At 67.9% G+C, this 15302-nt stretch carries 15 protein-coding genes; 7 read left to right on the top strand and 8 right to left on the bottom strand.

Features of this window, described 5'->3' with window-relative positions; all coding sequences use genetic code 11:
* The first annotated feature begins 113 nt into the window (after window positions 1–113).
* Entirely contained in the window at window positions 114–572 is a 459-nt protein-coding gene (locus YH64_RS12415) for a MarR family winged helix-turn-helix transcriptional regulator (RefSeq protein ID WP_046804542.1), read from the top strand.
* Window positions 569–1354: an aspartate/glutamate racemase family protein gene (locus YH64_RS12410; protein WP_255444369.1), complete on the top strand. Its 786-nt coding sequence runs from the start codon at window positions 569–571 to the stop codon at window positions 1352–1354. Before YH64_RS12415 ends, YH64_RS12410 begins: the two co-directional genes overlap by 4 nt.
* A gap of 16 nt (window positions 1355–1370) precedes the next feature.
* Here the strand turns inward: YH64_RS12410 and YH64_RS12405 are convergent, their stop codons facing one another.
* Complete coding sequence (locus YH64_RS12405; protein WP_046804541.1) at window positions 1371–2081, bottom strand: Crp/Fnr family transcriptional regulator; 711 nt, start codon at window positions 2079–2081, stop codon at window positions 1371–1373.
* Window positions 2082–2261: 180 nt separating this feature from the next.
* On the opposite strand from YH64_RS12405, the gene YH64_RS12400 reads away from it, so the two are divergent.
* Both YH64_RS12400 and YH64_RS12395 read left to right on the top strand, forming a co-directional pair.
* On the top strand, window positions 2262–4007 hold the full coding sequence (locus tag YH64_RS12400; RefSeq protein ID WP_046804540.1) for an acyl-CoA synthetase: 1746 nt from the start codon (window positions 2262–2264) through the stop codon (window positions 4005–4007).
* Between the two features lie 42 nt (window positions 4008–4049).
* Window positions 4050–5819: an acyl-CoA dehydrogenase gene (locus YH64_RS12395; RefSeq protein ID WP_046804539.1), complete on the top strand. Its 1770-nt coding sequence runs from the start codon at window positions 4050–4052 to the stop codon at window positions 5817–5819.
* Here the strand turns inward: YH64_RS12395 and YH64_RS12390 are convergent.
* A complete protein-coding gene (locus YH64_RS12390) occupies window positions 5801–6976 on the bottom strand; it encodes an MFS transporter (protein ID WP_082134460.1) in 1176 nt (391 codons plus the stop codon). The genes YH64_RS12395 and YH64_RS12390 overlap by 19 nt on opposite strands.
* 264 nt (window positions 6977–7240) lie before the next feature.
* Between YH64_RS12390 and YH64_RS12385 the strand changes: the two genes are divergently transcribed.
* On the top strand, window positions 7241–7699 hold the full coding sequence (locus tag YH64_RS12385; RefSeq protein ID WP_046804538.1) for a helix-turn-helix domain-containing protein: 459 nt from the start codon (window positions 7241–7243) through the stop codon (window positions 7697–7699).
* On the opposite strand, the gene YH64_RS12380 is transcribed toward YH64_RS12385, so the two are convergent.
* The 4 genes from YH64_RS12380 to YH64_RS12365 all read right to left on the bottom strand — a co-directional run bounded on the left by YH64_RS12380 (window position 7696) and on the right by YH64_RS12365 (window position 11372).
* Entirely contained in the window at window positions 7696–8673 is a 978-nt protein-coding gene (locus YH64_RS12380) for a pyridoxamine 5'-phosphate oxidase family protein (RefSeq protein WP_046804537.1), read from the bottom strand. The two genes, YH64_RS12385 and YH64_RS12380, sit on opposite strands and share 4 nt — an antisense overlap.
* Window positions 8674–8706: 33 nt before the next feature.
* On the bottom strand, window positions 8707–9336 hold the full coding sequence (locus YH64_RS12375; protein ID WP_046804536.1) for a glutathione S-transferase family protein: 630 nt from the start codon (window positions 9334–9336) through the stop codon (window positions 8707–8709).
* Between the two features lie 189 nt (window positions 9337–9525).
* Complete coding sequence (locus YH64_RS12370) at window positions 9526–10431, bottom strand: LysR family transcriptional regulator (RefSeq protein WP_046804535.1); 906 nt, start codon at window positions 10429–10431, stop codon at window positions 9526–9528.
* Window positions 10428–11372, bottom strand: a complete 945-nt coding sequence (locus YH64_RS12365) for a LysR substrate-binding domain-containing protein (RefSeq protein ID WP_143215351.1) — start codon at window positions 11370–11372, stop codon at window positions 10428–10430. The genes YH64_RS12370 and YH64_RS12365 overlap by 4 nt, the downstream gene beginning before the upstream one ends.
* A 126-nt stretch (window positions 11373–11498) precedes the next feature.
* Between YH64_RS12365 and YH64_RS12360 the strand changes: the two genes are divergently transcribed.
* Window positions 11499–12761, top strand: a complete 1263-nt coding sequence (locus tag YH64_RS12360; protein WP_046804533.1) for an MFS transporter — start codon at window positions 11499–11501, stop codon at window positions 12759–12761.
* 27 nt (window positions 12762–12788) lie between these two features.
* Here YH64_RS12360 and YH64_RS12355 read toward each other — a convergent pair whose 3' ends face one another.
* Window positions 12789–13688, bottom strand: a complete 900-nt coding sequence (locus tag YH64_RS12355; protein ID WP_046804532.1) for a LysR substrate-binding domain-containing protein — start codon at window positions 13686–13688, stop codon at window positions 12789–12791.
* Between the two features lie 112 nt (window positions 13689–13800).
* Here YH64_RS12355 and YH64_RS12350 point away from each other — a divergent pair, with 112 nt between their 5' ends.
* Window positions 13801–14466 (top strand): flavodoxin family protein, encoded by a 666-nt coding sequence (locus YH64_RS12350; protein ID WP_046804630.1) that lies wholly within the window; start codon window positions 13801–13803, stop codon window positions 14464–14466.
* Here the strand turns inward: YH64_RS12350 and YH64_RS12345 are convergent.
* Window positions 14415–15218 (bottom strand): AraC family transcriptional regulator, encoded by an 804-nt coding sequence (locus YH64_RS12345; RefSeq protein WP_046804531.1) that lies wholly within the window; start codon window positions 15216–15218, stop codon window positions 14415–14417. The genes YH64_RS12350 and YH64_RS12345 overlap by 52 nt on opposite strands.
* Window positions 15219–15302: the final 84 nt, after the last annotated feature.

Genomic DNA, 15302 nt, shown 5'->3' with positions numbered 1-15302 from the left:
GTGCAACTATCTTTGCCAGCCGCTGTTCACGTTTTCCACTTCGATCGCGCGATCCCGCAACGCCGCTCTTACAATCGCGGCTGCATTCCCGATATCAAAAAAGGAACGACCGCATGGCCACGGGCAAGCCCGACGCATGGAGCCTCTTCCTGACCGCGCACGCGCTGGTGGTAGAGGAGATTGAAAAACGGCTGTCGGCAGCCGACCTGCCGCCGCTGGCGTGGTACGACGCGCTGTGGGCGCTGGAACGCGCCCCGGACGGCACGGCGCGCATGTTCGAAATGGCCGAACGCATGGTGATCGCGCGCTATAACCTGACGCGCTTGATGGACCGGATCGAGGCGGCCGGCCTGGTCGAGCGCTTTCGTTCCGACGAGGACAGGCGCGCCACCTATGCCCGCCTGACGCCCAAGGGCCGCGCGCTGCGGCGCGAGATGTGGAAGGTGTACGGCCCGGCCATCGACGAATTGTTCCTGTCGCGATTGCCCGCCGCGCAACAAGCCGCCATGGCCAAGAGCTTTGTCGACATTGCCCGCCACGTGCGGGCGTTGAACCAGGACCCTGCCTCATGAACAGTGCGCCGATGACCACCAACCCCACGACCACCGGCCCGGTCGCCACCGCCGCCCTGCACATCGGCATCGTTGCCTGTTCGGCCGAAGGCGCCGCGCTGTGCTATCGCACCTTGTGTGCCGAAGGTTCGCAGCGCATGGGGCCGCACGCGCACCCCGAAATTTCGCTGCATACCCATTCGCTGGCGGACTACGTGGTGTGCCTGAACAACCAGGACCTGGCCGGTGTGGGCGCGTTGATGCTGTCATCGGCCAACAAGCTGGCGCGCGCCGGGGCTGACTTGCTGATCTGCCCCGACAACACCATCCATCAGGCGTGGGGCCATGTGCTGCCGCGTTCGCCGCTGCCCTGGCTGCATATCGCCGAGGAAGTTGCCTTGCGGGCCGCCGCGCAAGGCTTTCGACGCATCGGCATCCTGGGCACGCGGTGGCTGGTCGATAGCGAGGTGTATCCGGACAAGCTGGGCGCGCAAGGGCTGCAATGGGTGCGCCCCATCGAAGAAGACCGGCTCACGCTGGGCCGCATCATCATGGACGAACTGGTTTACGGCGTATTCCAGCCCGGGTCGGTCGAGCGCCTGCAAGGCATTGTGGAACGCTTGCGCGATGCCGGTTGCGACGCCGTGGTGCTGGGCTGCACCGAACTGCCGCTGGTGCTGAACGATGGCAACTGCGCCTTGCCCACGCTGGATTCCACACGCATCCTGGCGCGCGCCGCGCTGTCACGCGCGCTGTCCGGCGCCCTGTCGCCCGCGCCCTCACCCGCCCCGGCGCCGCGCTGACGCGGCCCGGTTGGCGCTAGATCTGCTCCAGCCCGAACTGCCGCAGCCGGTTCAAATCCAGCACCTTGATCTGGTGATACGCCAGCGCCAGGATCTGCGCGTCCGCCAGGGTCTGCAACGCCTGGTTCACCCGCTGGCGCGACAGGCCGGTCAGATAGCCTAGTTCTTCTTGCGAAATCGCCAGCGTCAGGTCGGTAGACGGATACAGCTGCGGGTTGAACAGCTGGGCCAGCGACTGCGCCACCCGCGCATCGGCATCCATCAAACGATGGTTCTGGATCGACGCAATGAATTCCCCCATGCGGTCGTTCAGCTGGCCGATGACGAAATGCGAAAACGGCAGGCTGGCGGCCAGCAGCGCATGGAACGTGGCGGCCGGCACCAACATTACCAGCGACGGCTGGATCGCCACCACATCGTATTTGCGCAGCTCGCGCTTGATGACGCTGCCTTCGCCAAACCAGCCGCCACGCGGCACGCCGGAAAACGTGCAACTGCGGCCCGACTCGTTATAGATGGCCAGCTTGAGCAAGCCCGTGTGCACGCCCAGCCAATAGTCCGATGGCGCGTTGCGCCGCGCGATCCAGGCGCCATTGGCCACGTGTTCCGCGCGCGCCGTCGCCAGCACGAGTTCCTGGTGGCCGGCCTCCAGTGCGGCGAACCACGAACAGGCGCCAAAGAGCTCGGCCAGCGCGGCGGCGGAAACAACGTTTGAAACATCGGACATGGGCGGAACCGTGTAAAACTGGCAGTTTGCGAGGTCGGCTGGCAGGTCTGTCATGCAGGCGACAGACAGTATTTTCGGCTCGCCCCTACGCTCACGCAAGCGACGGAAATCAAGCTTTCCGCGATCAGCAAACCTCGAACAAAACAGGGGCCGCCCACGCGCCCTACTCGGAGACGACGCATGAGCAGCATGTTCGACCACGGCCTGGCGCGCCGCGACGCCAACTACACGCCCTTGACCCCGGTGGACTTCATTGCCCGCGCGGCCGAGGTGTACGGCCAGCGGCTTGCCGTGGTGTACGGCAAGGTTCGCCGCACCTGGGCCCAGACCTACGAACGCGCGCAACGCCTGGCCAACGCGCTGGAACGGGCCGGCATCCAGCGCGGCGACACCGTCGCCGTGATGCTGCCCAACATTCCCGCCATGGTCGAAGCCCACTTCGGCGTGCCGATGGTCGGTGCGGTGCTCAACACGCTGAACACCCGCCTGGACGCGCCCAGCGTGCTGTTCATGCTGGGCCACGGCGAAGCGCGCGCCCTGATCATCGACACCGAATATGCCGATATCGCCCAGCGCGCCCGCGCCGAATACCCGCACTTGAAGATCGTCTCGGTCCACGACCTGGACGGCGCCCCCGCCACCTCGGCAGCCGCCCGGCATAGGGACGCCCCTGAGCCGGGCGCCCCTGTGCCGGGCGCCCCTATGCCGGGCACCCCTATGCCGGGCGCCCCTATACCGGGCGCTACCGACTACGAAGCCTTCCTGGCCGACGCGCCCGCCCATTACGACTGGCAGCCGCCGGCCGACGAATGGGACGCCATCGCGCTGAACTACACCTCGGGCACCACCGGGGATCCGAAGGGCGTGGTCTACCACTACCGCGGCGCGTACCTGAACGCCGTCAGCAACATTCTTGAATGGGACATGCCCAAGCACGCGGTCTATCTGTGGACGCTGCCCATGTTTCATTGCAACGGCTGGTGCTTTCCGTGGACGGTGGCCGCGCGCGCCGGGGTGAACGTGTGCCTGCGCAAGTTCGACCCCCAGACCGTGTTCGACCTGATCCGCGCCGAAGGCGTCACGCATTACTGCGGCGCGCCCATCGTGCAAAGCGCGCTGGCCAACGCGCCGGCCGAGATGCGCGCGGGCATCACACATACCGTGCGCACCATGGTCGCGGGCGCCGCGCCCGCGCCCGCCGTCATCGCCAAGATGCGCGACATCGGCTTTGAACTGACCCACGTCTATGGGCTAACCGAAGTCTACGGGCCGGCCGCCGTCTGCGCCCGCCAGGAATCCTGGGACGCGCTGGACGACGAACGCCGTGCGCAGCTGACCGCGCGCCAGGGCGTGCGCTACCACTTGCAGGCCGGCGTATCGGTGCGCAACCCCGACACCATGCAGGAAGTGCCCGCCGACGAACAGACCGTGGGCGAAATCATGTTTCGCGGCAACATCTGCATGAAGGGCTACCTGAAGAACGAACGCGCCACCGACGACGCCTTCGCGGGCGGCTGGTTTCACACCGGCGACCTGGGCGTGATGACGGCGGACGGGTACGTGCGCATCAAGGACCGCAGCAAGGACATCATTATTTCCGGCGGCGAAAACATCTCCAGCATTGAAGTGGAAGACGCGCTGTACCGGCACCCCGCCGTTGCAGCCGTGGCCGTCGTGGCCATGCCCGACCCGAAGTGGGGCGAAACGCCTTGCGCGTTTGTCGAACTGAAACCGGGTTGCAGCGCCACCGCCGAAGAGATCATCGCGCACTGCAAGCTGCTGTTGCCCGGCTTCAAGGTGCCGCGCGCGGTGCGCTTCGGAGAACTGCCCAAGACATCCACCGGCAAGATCCAGAAATTTGAGCTGCGCGCCGGCGTGGGCTCAACGCAGGCCATTGATGTGGCCGACCCCAACAAAGCCGCCTGAACGCCGGCAGCCCGGCACCTTCATCAAAGGAGTTTTTCGGCCATGACGTACCAAGCCCCCGTGAAAGACATGCTGTTTGTGTTGAACCACCTGGCCGGCCTGCGGCAAGTTGCCGCCCTGCCCGGTTTCGAGGAGGCCACGCCCGACACCGCACAGGCCGTGCTGGAAGAATCCGCGCATTTCGCGGCCGAAGTACTGGCCCCGCTGAACCACCCGGCCGACCGTGAGCCCAGCACCTGGCGCGACGGCGCCGTCACGACGTCGCCCGGCTTCAAGCAGGCGTTTCGCCAATACACCGAAGCGGGCTGGCAGGGCATGTCGCATCCAGTGCAATACGGTGGCCAGGGCTTGCCCGGCCTGATCGGGTCGCCCTGCTCTGAAATGCTGAACGCCGCCAATCTGTCGTTCGCGCTATGCCCCTTATTGACCAACGGCGCCATCGAAGCCTTGCTGACCGTCGGCTCGGCGGAAATGAAAACGCGCTTCATCGGGCCCATGATCTCGGGCCAGTGGACCGGCACCATGAACCTGACCGAACCGCAAGCCGGCTCGGACCTGGCCATGATCCGCACGCGCGCGCAACCGGTGGGCGACGGCACGTACCGGCTATCCGGCACCAAGATCTTCATCACCTACGGCGACCACGACCTGACCGAGAACATCCTGCACCTGGTGCTGGCCCGGTTGCCCGACGCACCCGAAGGCGTCAAGGGCATTTCGCTGTTCCTGGTGCCCAAGTTCCTGGTGAACGAAGACGGCTCACTGGGCGCGCGCAACGACGTCACCTGCGTGTCCATCGAACACAAGCTGGGCATCAAGGCCAGCCCCACCGCCACCTTGCAATTCGGCGATGCGGGCGGCGCGCTGGGCTATCTGGTGGGCCAGGAAAACCGCGGGTTGGACGCCATGTTCATCATGATGAACGCGGCGCGCTATGCGGTGGGCGTGCAGGGCATCGCCATTGCCGACCGTGCCTACCAGCACGCGCTGGCCTATGCCAACGACCGCGTGCAAAGCCGCCCGGTGGACGGGTCGTCGCGCGATGCCGTCACCATCATCCACCACCCCGATGTGCGCCGCATGCTGGGCACCATGCGCGCGCTGACCGAAGCGGGCCGCGCGCTGGCCTACGTGACGGCCGGCCACGCCGACCTGGCCCACGCCAGCCCCGACGCCGACGAGCGCAAGCGTCATCTGGCCATCCAGGAATTCCTGGTGCCCATCGTGAAGGGCTGGTGCACCGAGATGTCGCTGGACGTGACCAGTCTGGGCGTGCAGGTGCACGGCGGCATGGGCTTCATTGAGGAAACCGGCGCGGCGCAGTATTACCGCGACGCCCGCATCCTGACCATCTACGAAGGCACCACCGCCATCCAGGCCAACGACCTGGTCGGCCGCAAGACCTTGCGCGACGGCGGCGCGGTGGCGCATGCGCTGCTGGAGGCCATCCGCCAGACTGAAACCGAGCTGGAATCGCGCAGCGAGCCGGCCGCCAACCTGGTGCTCAAGCCACTGCGGCAGGCGCGGCTGGCCCTGGCAAATGTCGTGGACTTTGTGCTGGCCAACGCCGCGGGCGCGCCCAACGCCGTCTTCGGGGCGGCCGTGCCGTATCTGCTGCTGGCCGGCACGACGCTGGCCGGTTGGCAGATGGCCCGCGCGCTGCTGGCCAGCCTGGACCACCAGCAGGAAGACCCCGAGTTCCATCAGGCCAAGATCGCCACCGCACAGACCTATGCGCTGCACAAGCTGACCCAGGCGCCGGGGCTGGCGGCCGTGGTGCTGGGGTCCAAGGACTACGCGGTACAACCCTGACGCGACGGCGGCGGCGATGCCTTGCGGGGCAACGTCGCCGCCCAGAACAACAAGGCCGTCACGCTAATGGCCGCGCCCAGCGCGCACACACCCAGCCAGCCCGCGCGCGCGTAGACCGCCGTGGACGCAATGCCGCCCAGCCCGCTACCCACCGCGTAGAACATCATGTAGCTGCCCACCAGGCGGCTATGCGACTGGGCGCTGATGCTGAAGATCATCGTTTGATTCGTCACGTGCAGCGCTTGCAGCGCCACGTCCAGCACCAGCACGCCCAGCGCCAGGGCCCACAGGCTGTGATCCAGCAAGGCAATGGGCGCCCACGCCAGGCACAGCAGCACCAAGCCCGCGCCCGTGGTGCGCTGCCCCAGCCCGCGATCCGCCCAGCGGCCGGCCCGCGCGGCCATCAACACGCCCAATACGCCCACCAGGCCGAAGCCGCCCACCGCCGCGTGCGACAAGGAATGGGGCGGCGCGCTCAAGGGCAGCACCAGCGCCGTCCAGAACACGCTGATGGCGGCGAACATCAGCAAGGCAATCATGCCCCGCACGCGCAGCACGGGTTCCGTGGCCAGCAGCGTCGCCATGGACCGCAGCAACTCCCAGTAGGACAGCGTTGCCGTAGGCAGCCGGCGCCGAGGCAAGCGGCGCAGCAGCACCCACGCCAGCAACGCCGCCATCGCGGCGGACACCACGTACACGGCGCGCCAACCCCAGGCGTCGGCCACCACGCCGGCCACCGTGCGCGCCAGCAACAAACCGATCACCACCCCGCCCTGCGCGGCGCCCACCACCCTGCCCCGTTCGCCGGGCGCGGCCAGCGCGGCGGACAGCGCCAGCAGGCCTTGCGTCATCGCGGTACCCAACAGGCCCAGCGCCACCATGCCCGCCAGCAGCCACGGCGTATTGGCCGACATGGCCACCGCGCCCAGCGCCAGCACCAGCAGGCCCAGCTGCGCCAGCATCAGGCGGCGCCGGTCCAGCAGGTCGCCAAGCGGCACCACGAACAGCAGCGCCACCGCGCAGCCCAATTGCGTTGCGCTGACGACGACGCCCACAGCGCCTTCGTCCAGCAGGAACTCGCGGCCGATGGCATCCAGCAAGGGCTGCGCGTAATACACGTTGGCCACGCTTAGCGCACAGGCTACGGCCAGCAACATCACCAGCGATGTGGGCAGGGGTGGCGATGCGTCGGCGGCGTCGTTGGCCTCGGCGGCGTCGTTGGCGGCCGGATTGCGCCCCGCATCGGCCGGGGTGCCGCGGGCGGCAGCCGCCGCGGGTTGCGCGCAGGCAGCGCTCAAGGTGTTGGCGCCGGGCGGTGGAGCATCGGGCATGGTACGTCCTTCTGGTTTTATTACGAAACCAGAATGCTAGACCCGAAGGTTTTATAATGCAACCATTGCATCCCCATCCTAGGGTCAGACATGGTCAAACGCACCAGCCTTGAAGGCGCCGCCTGCCCGGTGGCGCGCTCGTTAGACGCCATCGGCGACTGGTGGTCGCTGTTGATCGTGCGGGACGCGTTCGACGGCGTGCGCCGGTTTGGCGAATTCCAGAAAAGCCTGGGCGTGGCCAAGAACATCCTTAGCGACCGGCTGCGCACACTGGTTGCCCACGGCATCCTGGCCGTGGCCCCTGCCTCGGACGGCAGCGCCTATCAGGAATACGTGCTGACGGACAAAGGCCGCGCGCTGTTTCCGGTCATCGTCGGCTTGCGGCAGTGGGGCGAAGACCATTACTACGGCCCTGCCGAAGCGCACTCCACGCTGATCGACCGCAAGCGCGGCCAAGCCGTGCGCCGCCTGGAAATCCGCGCCCAGGACGGGCGCCTGCTGGAGCCAGACGACACCGTCGTGCAGAAAACCACGCCCTCGCCCGGCTAGCCCGGCTGCCCCGGCCACTGCCCCGTGCCCAGCGCGGTGGGCGAATACGCGCCGAATTGCCAGCGCAGCGCCAAGGCGCCGGGCCGCCGCAGCACGCGGCGCACGTGCACGCGCCACAGCCGTTCAGCGCCCGCAAAGCTTTGGATTTCGGGGCTGTCCAGCACCACCTCGGCGCGGCCCGATACCTGAAGCAGGTCGCCCCGTTCAAAGTCCACAAAGACCAACCCCGCGCGCGGGTTCGCCATCAGGTTGCCCAAGGTATTGAAAAAGCGGTTGCCGGAAAAATCGGGAATGGTCAGCACATTGCCGTCCACCCGCACAAAACCGGGTTTGCCGCCGCGATGCGACACGTCAACCGCGCGGCCACCCCGCGCATCATCGTCCACGTAAGAGGCCACGAAAAAGGTGTCGGCCGATTGGATCAACGCGCGCGCGGCATCGTCCAATTGATCGGTTTCCGGCAACGCGGCTGCAAACCGCATGGCGGGCGAACGCGAGAAATGAAAATCGCGCGCCTGGATGTACTGCGGGCAATTGCCAAAGGACTGCGCCACGGCTACATCGAAGCGCTTGCCGTCCCATGCCGCGATGCGACCGTTCATGCGATTTCGCCGGCGCGTGTGCAGCTCGATGCCCAGCAGCCCCACCGCCTGCCCGGGGCCCAGGCCCGCGCGCACCGGATCATCGGCATCCGGCATGACGGTTACCCGCAAGGTGTGCGGGTCGGGCGATATGGCAAAGCCGGGCTGGCCCTCCAGCACGCCGGCCCACGGGTCGCCCTGGGGGTCCACCGTGCCTATTACCAGGAATGGCAACTGCGCGAAAAAAGCGCGGTGCTGGTCGGGCATGTGGTCGCGCACGATCTTCGGGCCGATCTGCGCCATGCGTTCAGCCACGCCGGCACGCGCTTGCAACAGGCGTTCGCCCGCATGCCACGGCAAGTCGTCGTCAAGAGGGGTATCAGTGGGGATCATGGTGCGCTCCGGGCCGTGGTGGTGATGGCGGTGTCAGGCGGCCTGCAAGCCGGCGGGCGTGCGGGCCATGGGCACGAAGCCCGGCAGGCTTTCGATGCGGTCGAGCCACGCGCGCACATGCGGGTAGTCGGCCAGCGACACATTGCCTTCGGGCGCGTGCGACACGTAGGCGTAGCAGGCCACGTCCGCGATCGTCGGGCGGGAACCGGCCAGGAAGGCACGGGTGCCAAGCTCGGCGTTCATGACGCCCAGCAAGGCATGCGCGCGCGCCAAGGTGGTTTCCACGTCGTAGGGCGCGCCAAATACCGTGATCAATCGGGCCGTTGCCGGGCCGCTGGCCAGGGGCCCGGCCGCCACCGACAACCAGCGCTGCACCGCCGCCGCGCCGGCCGGATCGGCGGGCAGCCAGGCCTGGCCGTCGTAGCGGGCGGCCAGATAGACCAGGATGGCATTGGAATCCGCCACCACCGTGCCGTTGTCGTCGATGACCGGCACCTGGCCGAACGCGTTCAGCGCCAGGAATTCCGGGCGCTTGTGCTCGCCGCCGCGCAGGTCCACGTCGACGCGCTGGTGCGGAACGTTCAGCAGCGACAGCATCAGCGCGACGCGATGCGCGTGGCCGGACAGGGGAAAGCTATAGAAGGTCAACGGGGCAGCGGACATGGGAATTTCCAAGGTGGATGAACATGGCTCCATCTTGGTCCGATGCGCGCCCCGCGTGAACGGCCAGCCGCGACAAGACACTATTGTCGGATTTGAAAGGACGGGTGGAAGGTACCGGGTCGAAGGCACGGGGAAGGCACCGGCCGAAGGCTCCTCATCCCCCGGCAGCGCTGCCCGAGCTCCGGCCCGTCAGAGCGGTAATTCGGCCAGATCGCGCCGCAGGGCTTGCACGCAGAACTCGACAAAGCTGCGCACTTTGGCGGAACTGCGGCGGCCCTCTGGGTACACCACATGCACCGGCATGGGCGGCGATTCGAAATCGCGCAGCACCACCTGCAAGGCACCGCTTTTGAGGTGCCGCGCCACCTGGTACGACACCACCTGCGTCAAGCCCCACCCTTCGCACGCGGCCAATACGGCGGCCTGAAACGACGTGACGGCCAGCTGCGATTCCACGTTCAGCCGGCGCGGCTCGCCAGCTTGCTGGAAGCGCCATTGCGCGCCCCGCCCTTCCATCGCGGCCGTGATGGTGCAGAAGCGGTGCAGCGCATCGGGGTCCTGGGGTTCGCCGTGTTGGCGCAGGAATTCAGGCGTGGCGCACACCACGCGGCGCACGTGGCCGACCGGCACCGCCGTCAACGTGGAATCGGGCAACGCGCCGATGCGCACGGCAACATCCACGCCTTCGTCCAGCAGGTTGACCACCCGGTCCACCAGCAAGGTGCGCACCGACACGGCCCGATGCGCGCGCAGATAGCCCAGCACCACCGGCATGACGTGCAGTTCGCCAAAGAACGCGGGCGCGGTGACGTGCAGCGCGCCACGTGGTACGGCCATCGCACCGGCGGCGGCATCGTCGGCTTGTTCGACGTCTTCAAGAATGCGGCGGCAGTCGGCCGCGTAGCGTTGGCCCGCCTCGGTCAGGCGCAGGCTGCGCGTGGTGCGTACCAGCAGCAAGGCACCCAGCCGCCGTTCCAGCGCCGCAACGCTGCGCGTGACCGACGGCGCGGACATTTCCAGGCGGCGTGCGGCGGCGGCAAAGCTCTGGGCTTCGGCCACGGCCAGGAACACCGACATTTCTTGGAATCGATTCATGCTGGGACCGTGGCGGGCAAGGTGGTGGACAGGGCGGATGGCGTCGCCCAGGCGGCGCTGCTGTCCCGGACACACTGCCGCACGATATCGGCCAGCGCGGCGGCCACCGGGTCCGGCTGCGCCTGGGCACGATACAGCGACAGCGTGATCGACGGCAAAGGGGGCAGACCCTGCTCGCCCGCCGCCAGCGGGCGCACGCCGGCGGGCAGGCCCAACGGCGTGCGCACGGCCAGGCCCAGCCCCGCCGACACGGCCGCCCACAAGCCGGCCAGGCTGGGGCTGGTGAACGCCGCGCGCCAGTTCACACCGGCGCGGTCCAACGCGTCGGTGGCACAGGTGCGAAACAGGCAAGGCGCCTCGAAGGCCACCAGCGGCAGTTCGCCGCCGCCATCGCCGTCGCCGCGCGGCGGATCGGCAAGCTGGCTGGGGCCGATCCACCGCATGGGCAGGTCCAGCAGGCGTTCGGCATGCGGCAGGCGCGCATCAAAGTCCCAGGCCAGCGCCAGGTCCAACTGCCCCAGCGCCATGCGCTCCAGCAGTTCGCCGTTGCGCGCCACCCGTGCTTCGATCCGCACATGGGGATGCGCGCGGGCGAATTCGCCCAGCACGCTGGGCAACAGCATTTCGCCGAAGTCTTCCTGCATGCCCAGGCGCACGCGGCCGGACAGCTCGGCGCCTTGCACGGCGCGGGCTGCCTGGTCGTTCAGCTCCAACAGGCGGCGGCCGTAGGCCAGCATGGTCTGGCCCGCGTCGGTGAGCGCCAGGCCGCGCCCTGCCTTGCGCAGCAGCGGCACGCCGGCCTGCTCTTCCAGCTTTTTCATTTGCGCGCTGATCGCCGACGTGGATCGGCCCAGGCGGTCGGCCGCCCGGCCGAAGCTACCCAAATCGACGCCCGCAACGAAGCTGCGCAGGATGTCCAGGTCAAAGGTTACGGGTCGCATGGGTCGCCTTGGCTGGCCTTAATAGTCCAGTTTTTCAAAACTATTGAATCAATATTTCCTGATTTTCAGAACGATAGCAGACGCGCAAACTGGCCGGGTCCTTTTTTAAAAGCTCTGGAGTTCCGCATGTCCGACATCCCCGCCCCTGCGATTTTGCTGTCCGCCCCGGCCGCGCCCGCCGCGCACCGCTGGAAAGTGCTGGCGGTCGGCGTGGCCGCCAACGCGGCTTTTTCCGCCGCCGCCGCCGGCCTGCCGACCACGGCGGTGTTCATGCGTGCAGGTTATCGGCTGGACAACGATCAGCTTGGGCTGGCGCTGGGCTTGATGGGCCTGGGCGTGGCCTTGTTTGAATTGCCCTGGGGCCTGCTGACCGACCGCTGGGGCGACCGCCCCGTCCTGTTGACCGGCCTGAGCGCCACGGCAGCGGCGCTGGCCTGGCTAAGCGTGTTCGCCTCGCCCACGGCCGGTGTGGTGCCCAGCTTGTGGCTCTTGGCGGCGGGTCTGGTGCTGGTGGGCGTATTGGGCGGCAGCGTCAACGGCGCCAGCGGCCGGGCCGTGATGGCCTGGTTCGGCGATAGCGAACGCGGGCTTGCCATGAGCATCCGCCAGACCGCCGTGCCGCTGGGCGCAGGCCTGGGCGCCCTGCTGCTGCCTTGGCTGGCGGCACGGTCCGGGTTTGCCGCCGTCTTCGGCGCACTGGCCGCGATGTGCGCAGCGGCGGCGGTGCTGGCGGTGTGCTGGCTGCGCGATCCGGGCGGATTGCGCGGTCCGGGCGAATTGCGCGATCCGAGCGGCCCGTTGCGCGATGCGCGCGTCTGGCGCGCGGCGGCGGCGATCGGCCTGATGTGCTGCCCGCAGTTCGCGGTGCTGACCTTCGCCACGGTGTTCCTGCACGACTTCAGCCAGGCGGGCATCGGAACGCTGACTGCCGTGATGGTGGCGGTGCAGTTGGGCGCGATGGTGGCGCGCATCGCCAGCGGCCGGTGGACCGATCGGCACGGCAACCGACGCGCCTTTTTGCGCCGCTGCGCGCAACTGAGCGCGCTGATGTTCGCGGCGTTGGGCGCGGTCGCCTGGCTGGTCAGTGGCGGCCCCACCACGCCGGGCGCGGTGCTTGCCACGGCCGCCCTGCTGACGGCGGCGGGCGTGTGCGCGTCGGCGTGGCACGGCGTGGCATATACCGAACTGGCGACGCTGGCCGGCGTGAACCGGGCCGGCACGGCGTTGGGCATGGCGAACAGCTGCGTCTACCTGGGCCTGTTCCTGACGCCCGTTGCGCTGCCGCACGTGGTGGCGGCCAGCTCGTGGCCCGCCGCCTGGGTGCTGGCGGGCGTGGCGATGCTGGCCGCCCTGCCGCTGTTGCCGCGCGCGTCATGGCGGGCGAGCTGACCACGCGCAGGTCACGGCAGGCGACCGCTACGCCTGGAATTCCCGCGTCAGCCACGCCAAAAAGGCCCTGACCGGGGGATGGCGTTCGCGCCCGGGCGCGCACAGGGCCGTGTACGCCGCACCGGGCACGCGCACCTGCGGCCGGTACGCGGCCAGGGTGCCGGCGCGCACGCTGTCGGACACCATGACCGAACTGGCCAGCACCAGCCCCTGCCCCGCGATGGCGGCTTGCAGCGCGTAGTGTTCTTCTGCGTAGGCGTGCACGGCCGCGGGTTGGCGCCACGCGGGCATGCGCGCCGCCTGGCACCACGCCAGCCAGCCTTGTTCGTACAGATCTGAATCGCGCCAGCGCACCGTCACCAAGGCAGGCGCCGCTTTGGCCGCGCGCGTCTTCGCCATTTGCGCGATGAGCCCGGGCGCGCCGTAGACGCCAAACCACTCGGGCAGCGTCGCGGCGGTATGCAGGGCGGGATAGGCGCGTCGGCTATAGCGCACCGCCACGTCCACGCTGGCGTCTTGCAGCAGATCCACGGGGTCGGCGCCGGTTTGCAGGTTCAGCTGGTATTGCGGAAAGGCTTGATGAAAGCGCCCCAGTCGCGGCACCAGCCACAGGGCTGCGAAGGAATGCGTGGTCGATAGCGTCAAGGCGCCGGAGGCCGGTTCGGGGCGCAAGGCGTCCAGCGTTTGCGCAATGTCCAGCAGCGCGCCGTGCACGCTGATGAAAAGGCGCGCGCCTTTGTCCGTCAGTTTTACGCTGCGTGGCGCGCGGTCGAACAGCGGAAATCCCACCTGCCGTTCCAGCGACTTGATCTGGTGCGACACCGCCGTGGGCGTCACCGCCAATTCAGCGGCGGCCAGCTTGAAACTGCGCAGCCGCGCGGCGGCCTCGAACGCGCGCAGGGCGGTCACCGGCAAGGTCGAAAACATGAGGACTGGACAACCTTATGGATGAAATGAATTCATCTTAACCAAGGATTCATCATTTGTCGTGGACAAGCCGGATTTCTATATTGAAGGCACGAACTCATTCGGAGCCATCATGAATCAAAATCATCCATCCCAGCGCCTGCTGATCCTGGTCGGCAGCCCCCGCCGCGACGGCAACAGCGCCGCATTAGGCGCCGCCGCGCAACGTGGCGCAAACGCCGCCGGCATATCCACCAACCTGCTTTTCCTGGACGATTACCTCCACGGATTCCTGTCCGACCTGCGCCACCAACCCGCGCCCGATGACCGCTATTCGGAACTGTTTCTTGAACACTTCCTGCCCGCCGATGGCGTGCTGATCTGCACGCCCATTTATTGGTACGGCATGTCGGCGCAGACCAAGGCTTTCTTTGACCGTTCGTTCAGCCACTATGCCGGCAGCGGTCCCGAGCCGGAACGCGTCAAGGCACGCATGACGGGCAAGCGCCTGGGCTTGGCGGTGGCGTCCGAGGAAACCTACCCCGGGGCGGCGCTGGGCATCGTGCATCAGGTGCAGGAATACGCGCGCTATTCGCATTCCGAATTCGTGGGCTATGTGCACGGCGCGGGCAACCTGCGCGGAGAAATCGCGGCCGATCCGCGCCAACCCTTATTGGCGGCCGAGCAGCTGGGCGCGTCGTTCTTTACCCGGAAATATTCCGATTACCGCATCGAAACGCCCCGCCCTCACAACGTCTGGGAACCCGCGCGCAGCAGCACGCCGGGCGTACTGCCGTAGACCTGCTTGAACACGCGCGTCAGGTGCGCTTGGTCGGCGAAACCCACGGCCTGGGCCGCTTGCGCCAGCGGCACGCCGCCACGCAACAACACCCGTGCGCGCGCCACGCGCCAATTACGCAGCCACGCTTGTGGTGGAAGCCCGTAGCGGCGGGCAAACTGCTTGACCAGCGTGGTGCGGTGACGGTCCTGCGCGCGGGCCAGCGCGTCAAGGTCCGGCGCGCAGGCGGGATCCGTCGCCATGCGTTCGCGCAGCAACGCGCAGACGTCGGACGCGTCGCTGTCCGCAGGCGCGGTCGCGTCGCCATGCGCGTTAAGCAGGCCGAGCAGCGCGGCCGAGATTCCTTCGCGGCGTTCGCCGTCGTCCATGGCGCCGGGCGCCAGCGCGTGTAGCCATTGTGCGCACAACGCGGGCGCGCGGATCACGGGGCCCGATATGCGCGCGGTGCCTCCCAGCGTGGCGCGCGCGTGGTCATCGAACCAGGCCGGGTCGATGTACGCCATGCGATAGGCCAGCGGCGCGTCCGACGTGCCGCCCGTGTGCACCTGGCCGGGTGCGATCACCACCAGGTCGCCGGTGGCGGCAACGTGGGTGTGGCCCTGTACGGTAAAAGAGCACCGGCCGCGTTCGATGGCGCCAATCGACCAGGCATCATGAAAGTGCGGCGCGTAGCGATACGCCCGCAGGTCCGCGATCAAGACGTCGCCGGGCAGGCCCGCGCCGCAGTGCCAGATATGTTGAGATGCCGCCATCAAATAGCCAGAAGTGGATAGCCAGAAATAGATAGCCAGAAATAGAGAGCCAGAAGTCCTTGCGCGACTGCCGCCAGCCCGGAC

It is taken from the genome of Achromobacter sp. LC458 (assembly GCF_001005835.2).
Classification (GTDB): domain Bacteria; phylum Pseudomonadota; class Gammaproteobacteria; order Burkholderiales; family Burkholderiaceae_B; genus Achromobacter; species Achromobacter spanius_B.
The sequence above is the reverse complement of the archived record's forward strand: the minus strand, read 5'-3'. Positions and strand labels throughout refer to the sequence as shown.

What these genes read in the sequence shown, in the direction of transcription:
- YH64_RS12415 (WP_046804542.1), top strand. Translation starts at nt 114, where the DNA reads ATGGCCACGGGCAAGCCCGACGCATGGAGCCTCTTCCTGACCGCGCAC.
- YH64_RS12410 (WP_255444369.1), top strand. Translation starts at nt 569, where the DNA reads ATGAACAGTGCGCCGATGACCACCAACCCCACGACCACCGGCCCGGTC.
- YH64_RS12405 (WP_046804541.1), bottom strand. Translation starts at nt 2,081, where the DNA reads ATGTCCGATGTTTCAAACGTTGTTTCCGCCGCCGCGCTGGCCGAGCTC.
- YH64_RS12400 (WP_046804540.1), top strand. Translation starts at nt 2,262, where the DNA reads ATGAGCAGCATGTTCGACCACGGCCTGGCGCGCCGCGACGCCAACTAC.
- YH64_RS12395 (WP_046804539.1), top strand. Translation starts at nt 4,050, where the DNA reads ATGACGTACCAAGCCCCCGTGAAAGACATGCTGTTTGTGTTGAACCAC.
- YH64_RS12390 (WP_082134460.1), bottom strand. Translation starts at nt 6,976, where the DNA reads ATGTTGCTGGCCGTAGCCTGTGCGCTAAGCGTGGCCAACGTGTATTAC.
- YH64_RS12385 (WP_046804538.1), top strand. Translation starts at nt 7,241, where the DNA reads ATGGTCAAACGCACCAGCCTTGAAGGCGCCGCCTGCCCGGTGGCGCGC.
- YH64_RS12380 (WP_046804537.1), bottom strand. Translation starts at nt 8,673, where the DNA reads ATGATCCCCACTGATACCCCTCTTGACGACGACTTGCCGTGGCATGCG.
- YH64_RS12375 (WP_046804536.1), bottom strand. Translation starts at nt 9,336, where the DNA reads ATGTCCGCTGCCCCGTTGACCTTCTATAGCTTTCCCCTGTCCGGCCAC.
- YH64_RS12370 (WP_046804535.1), bottom strand. Translation starts at nt 10,431, where the DNA reads ATGAATCGATTCCAAGAAATGTCGGTGTTCCTGGCCGTGGCCGAAGCC.
- YH64_RS12365 (WP_143215351.1), bottom strand. Translation starts at nt 11,372, where the DNA reads ATGCGACCCGTAACCTTTGACCTGGACATCCTGCGCAGCTTCGTTGCG.
- YH64_RS12360 (WP_046804533.1), top strand. Translation starts at nt 11,499, where the DNA reads ATGTCCGACATCCCCGCCCCTGCGATTTTGCTGTCCGCCCCGGCCGCG.
- YH64_RS12355 (WP_046804532.1), bottom strand. Translation starts at nt 13,688, where the DNA reads ATGTTTTCGACCTTGCCGGTGACCGCCCTGCGCGCGTTCGAGGCCGCC.
- YH64_RS12350 (WP_046804630.1), top strand. Translation starts at nt 13,801, where the DNA reads ATGAATCAAAATCATCCATCCCAGCGCCTGCTGATCCTGGTCGGCAGC.
- YH64_RS12345 (WP_046804531.1), bottom strand. Translation starts at nt 15,218, where the DNA reads ATGGCGGCATCTCAACATATCTGGCACTGCGGCGCGGGCCTGCCCGGC.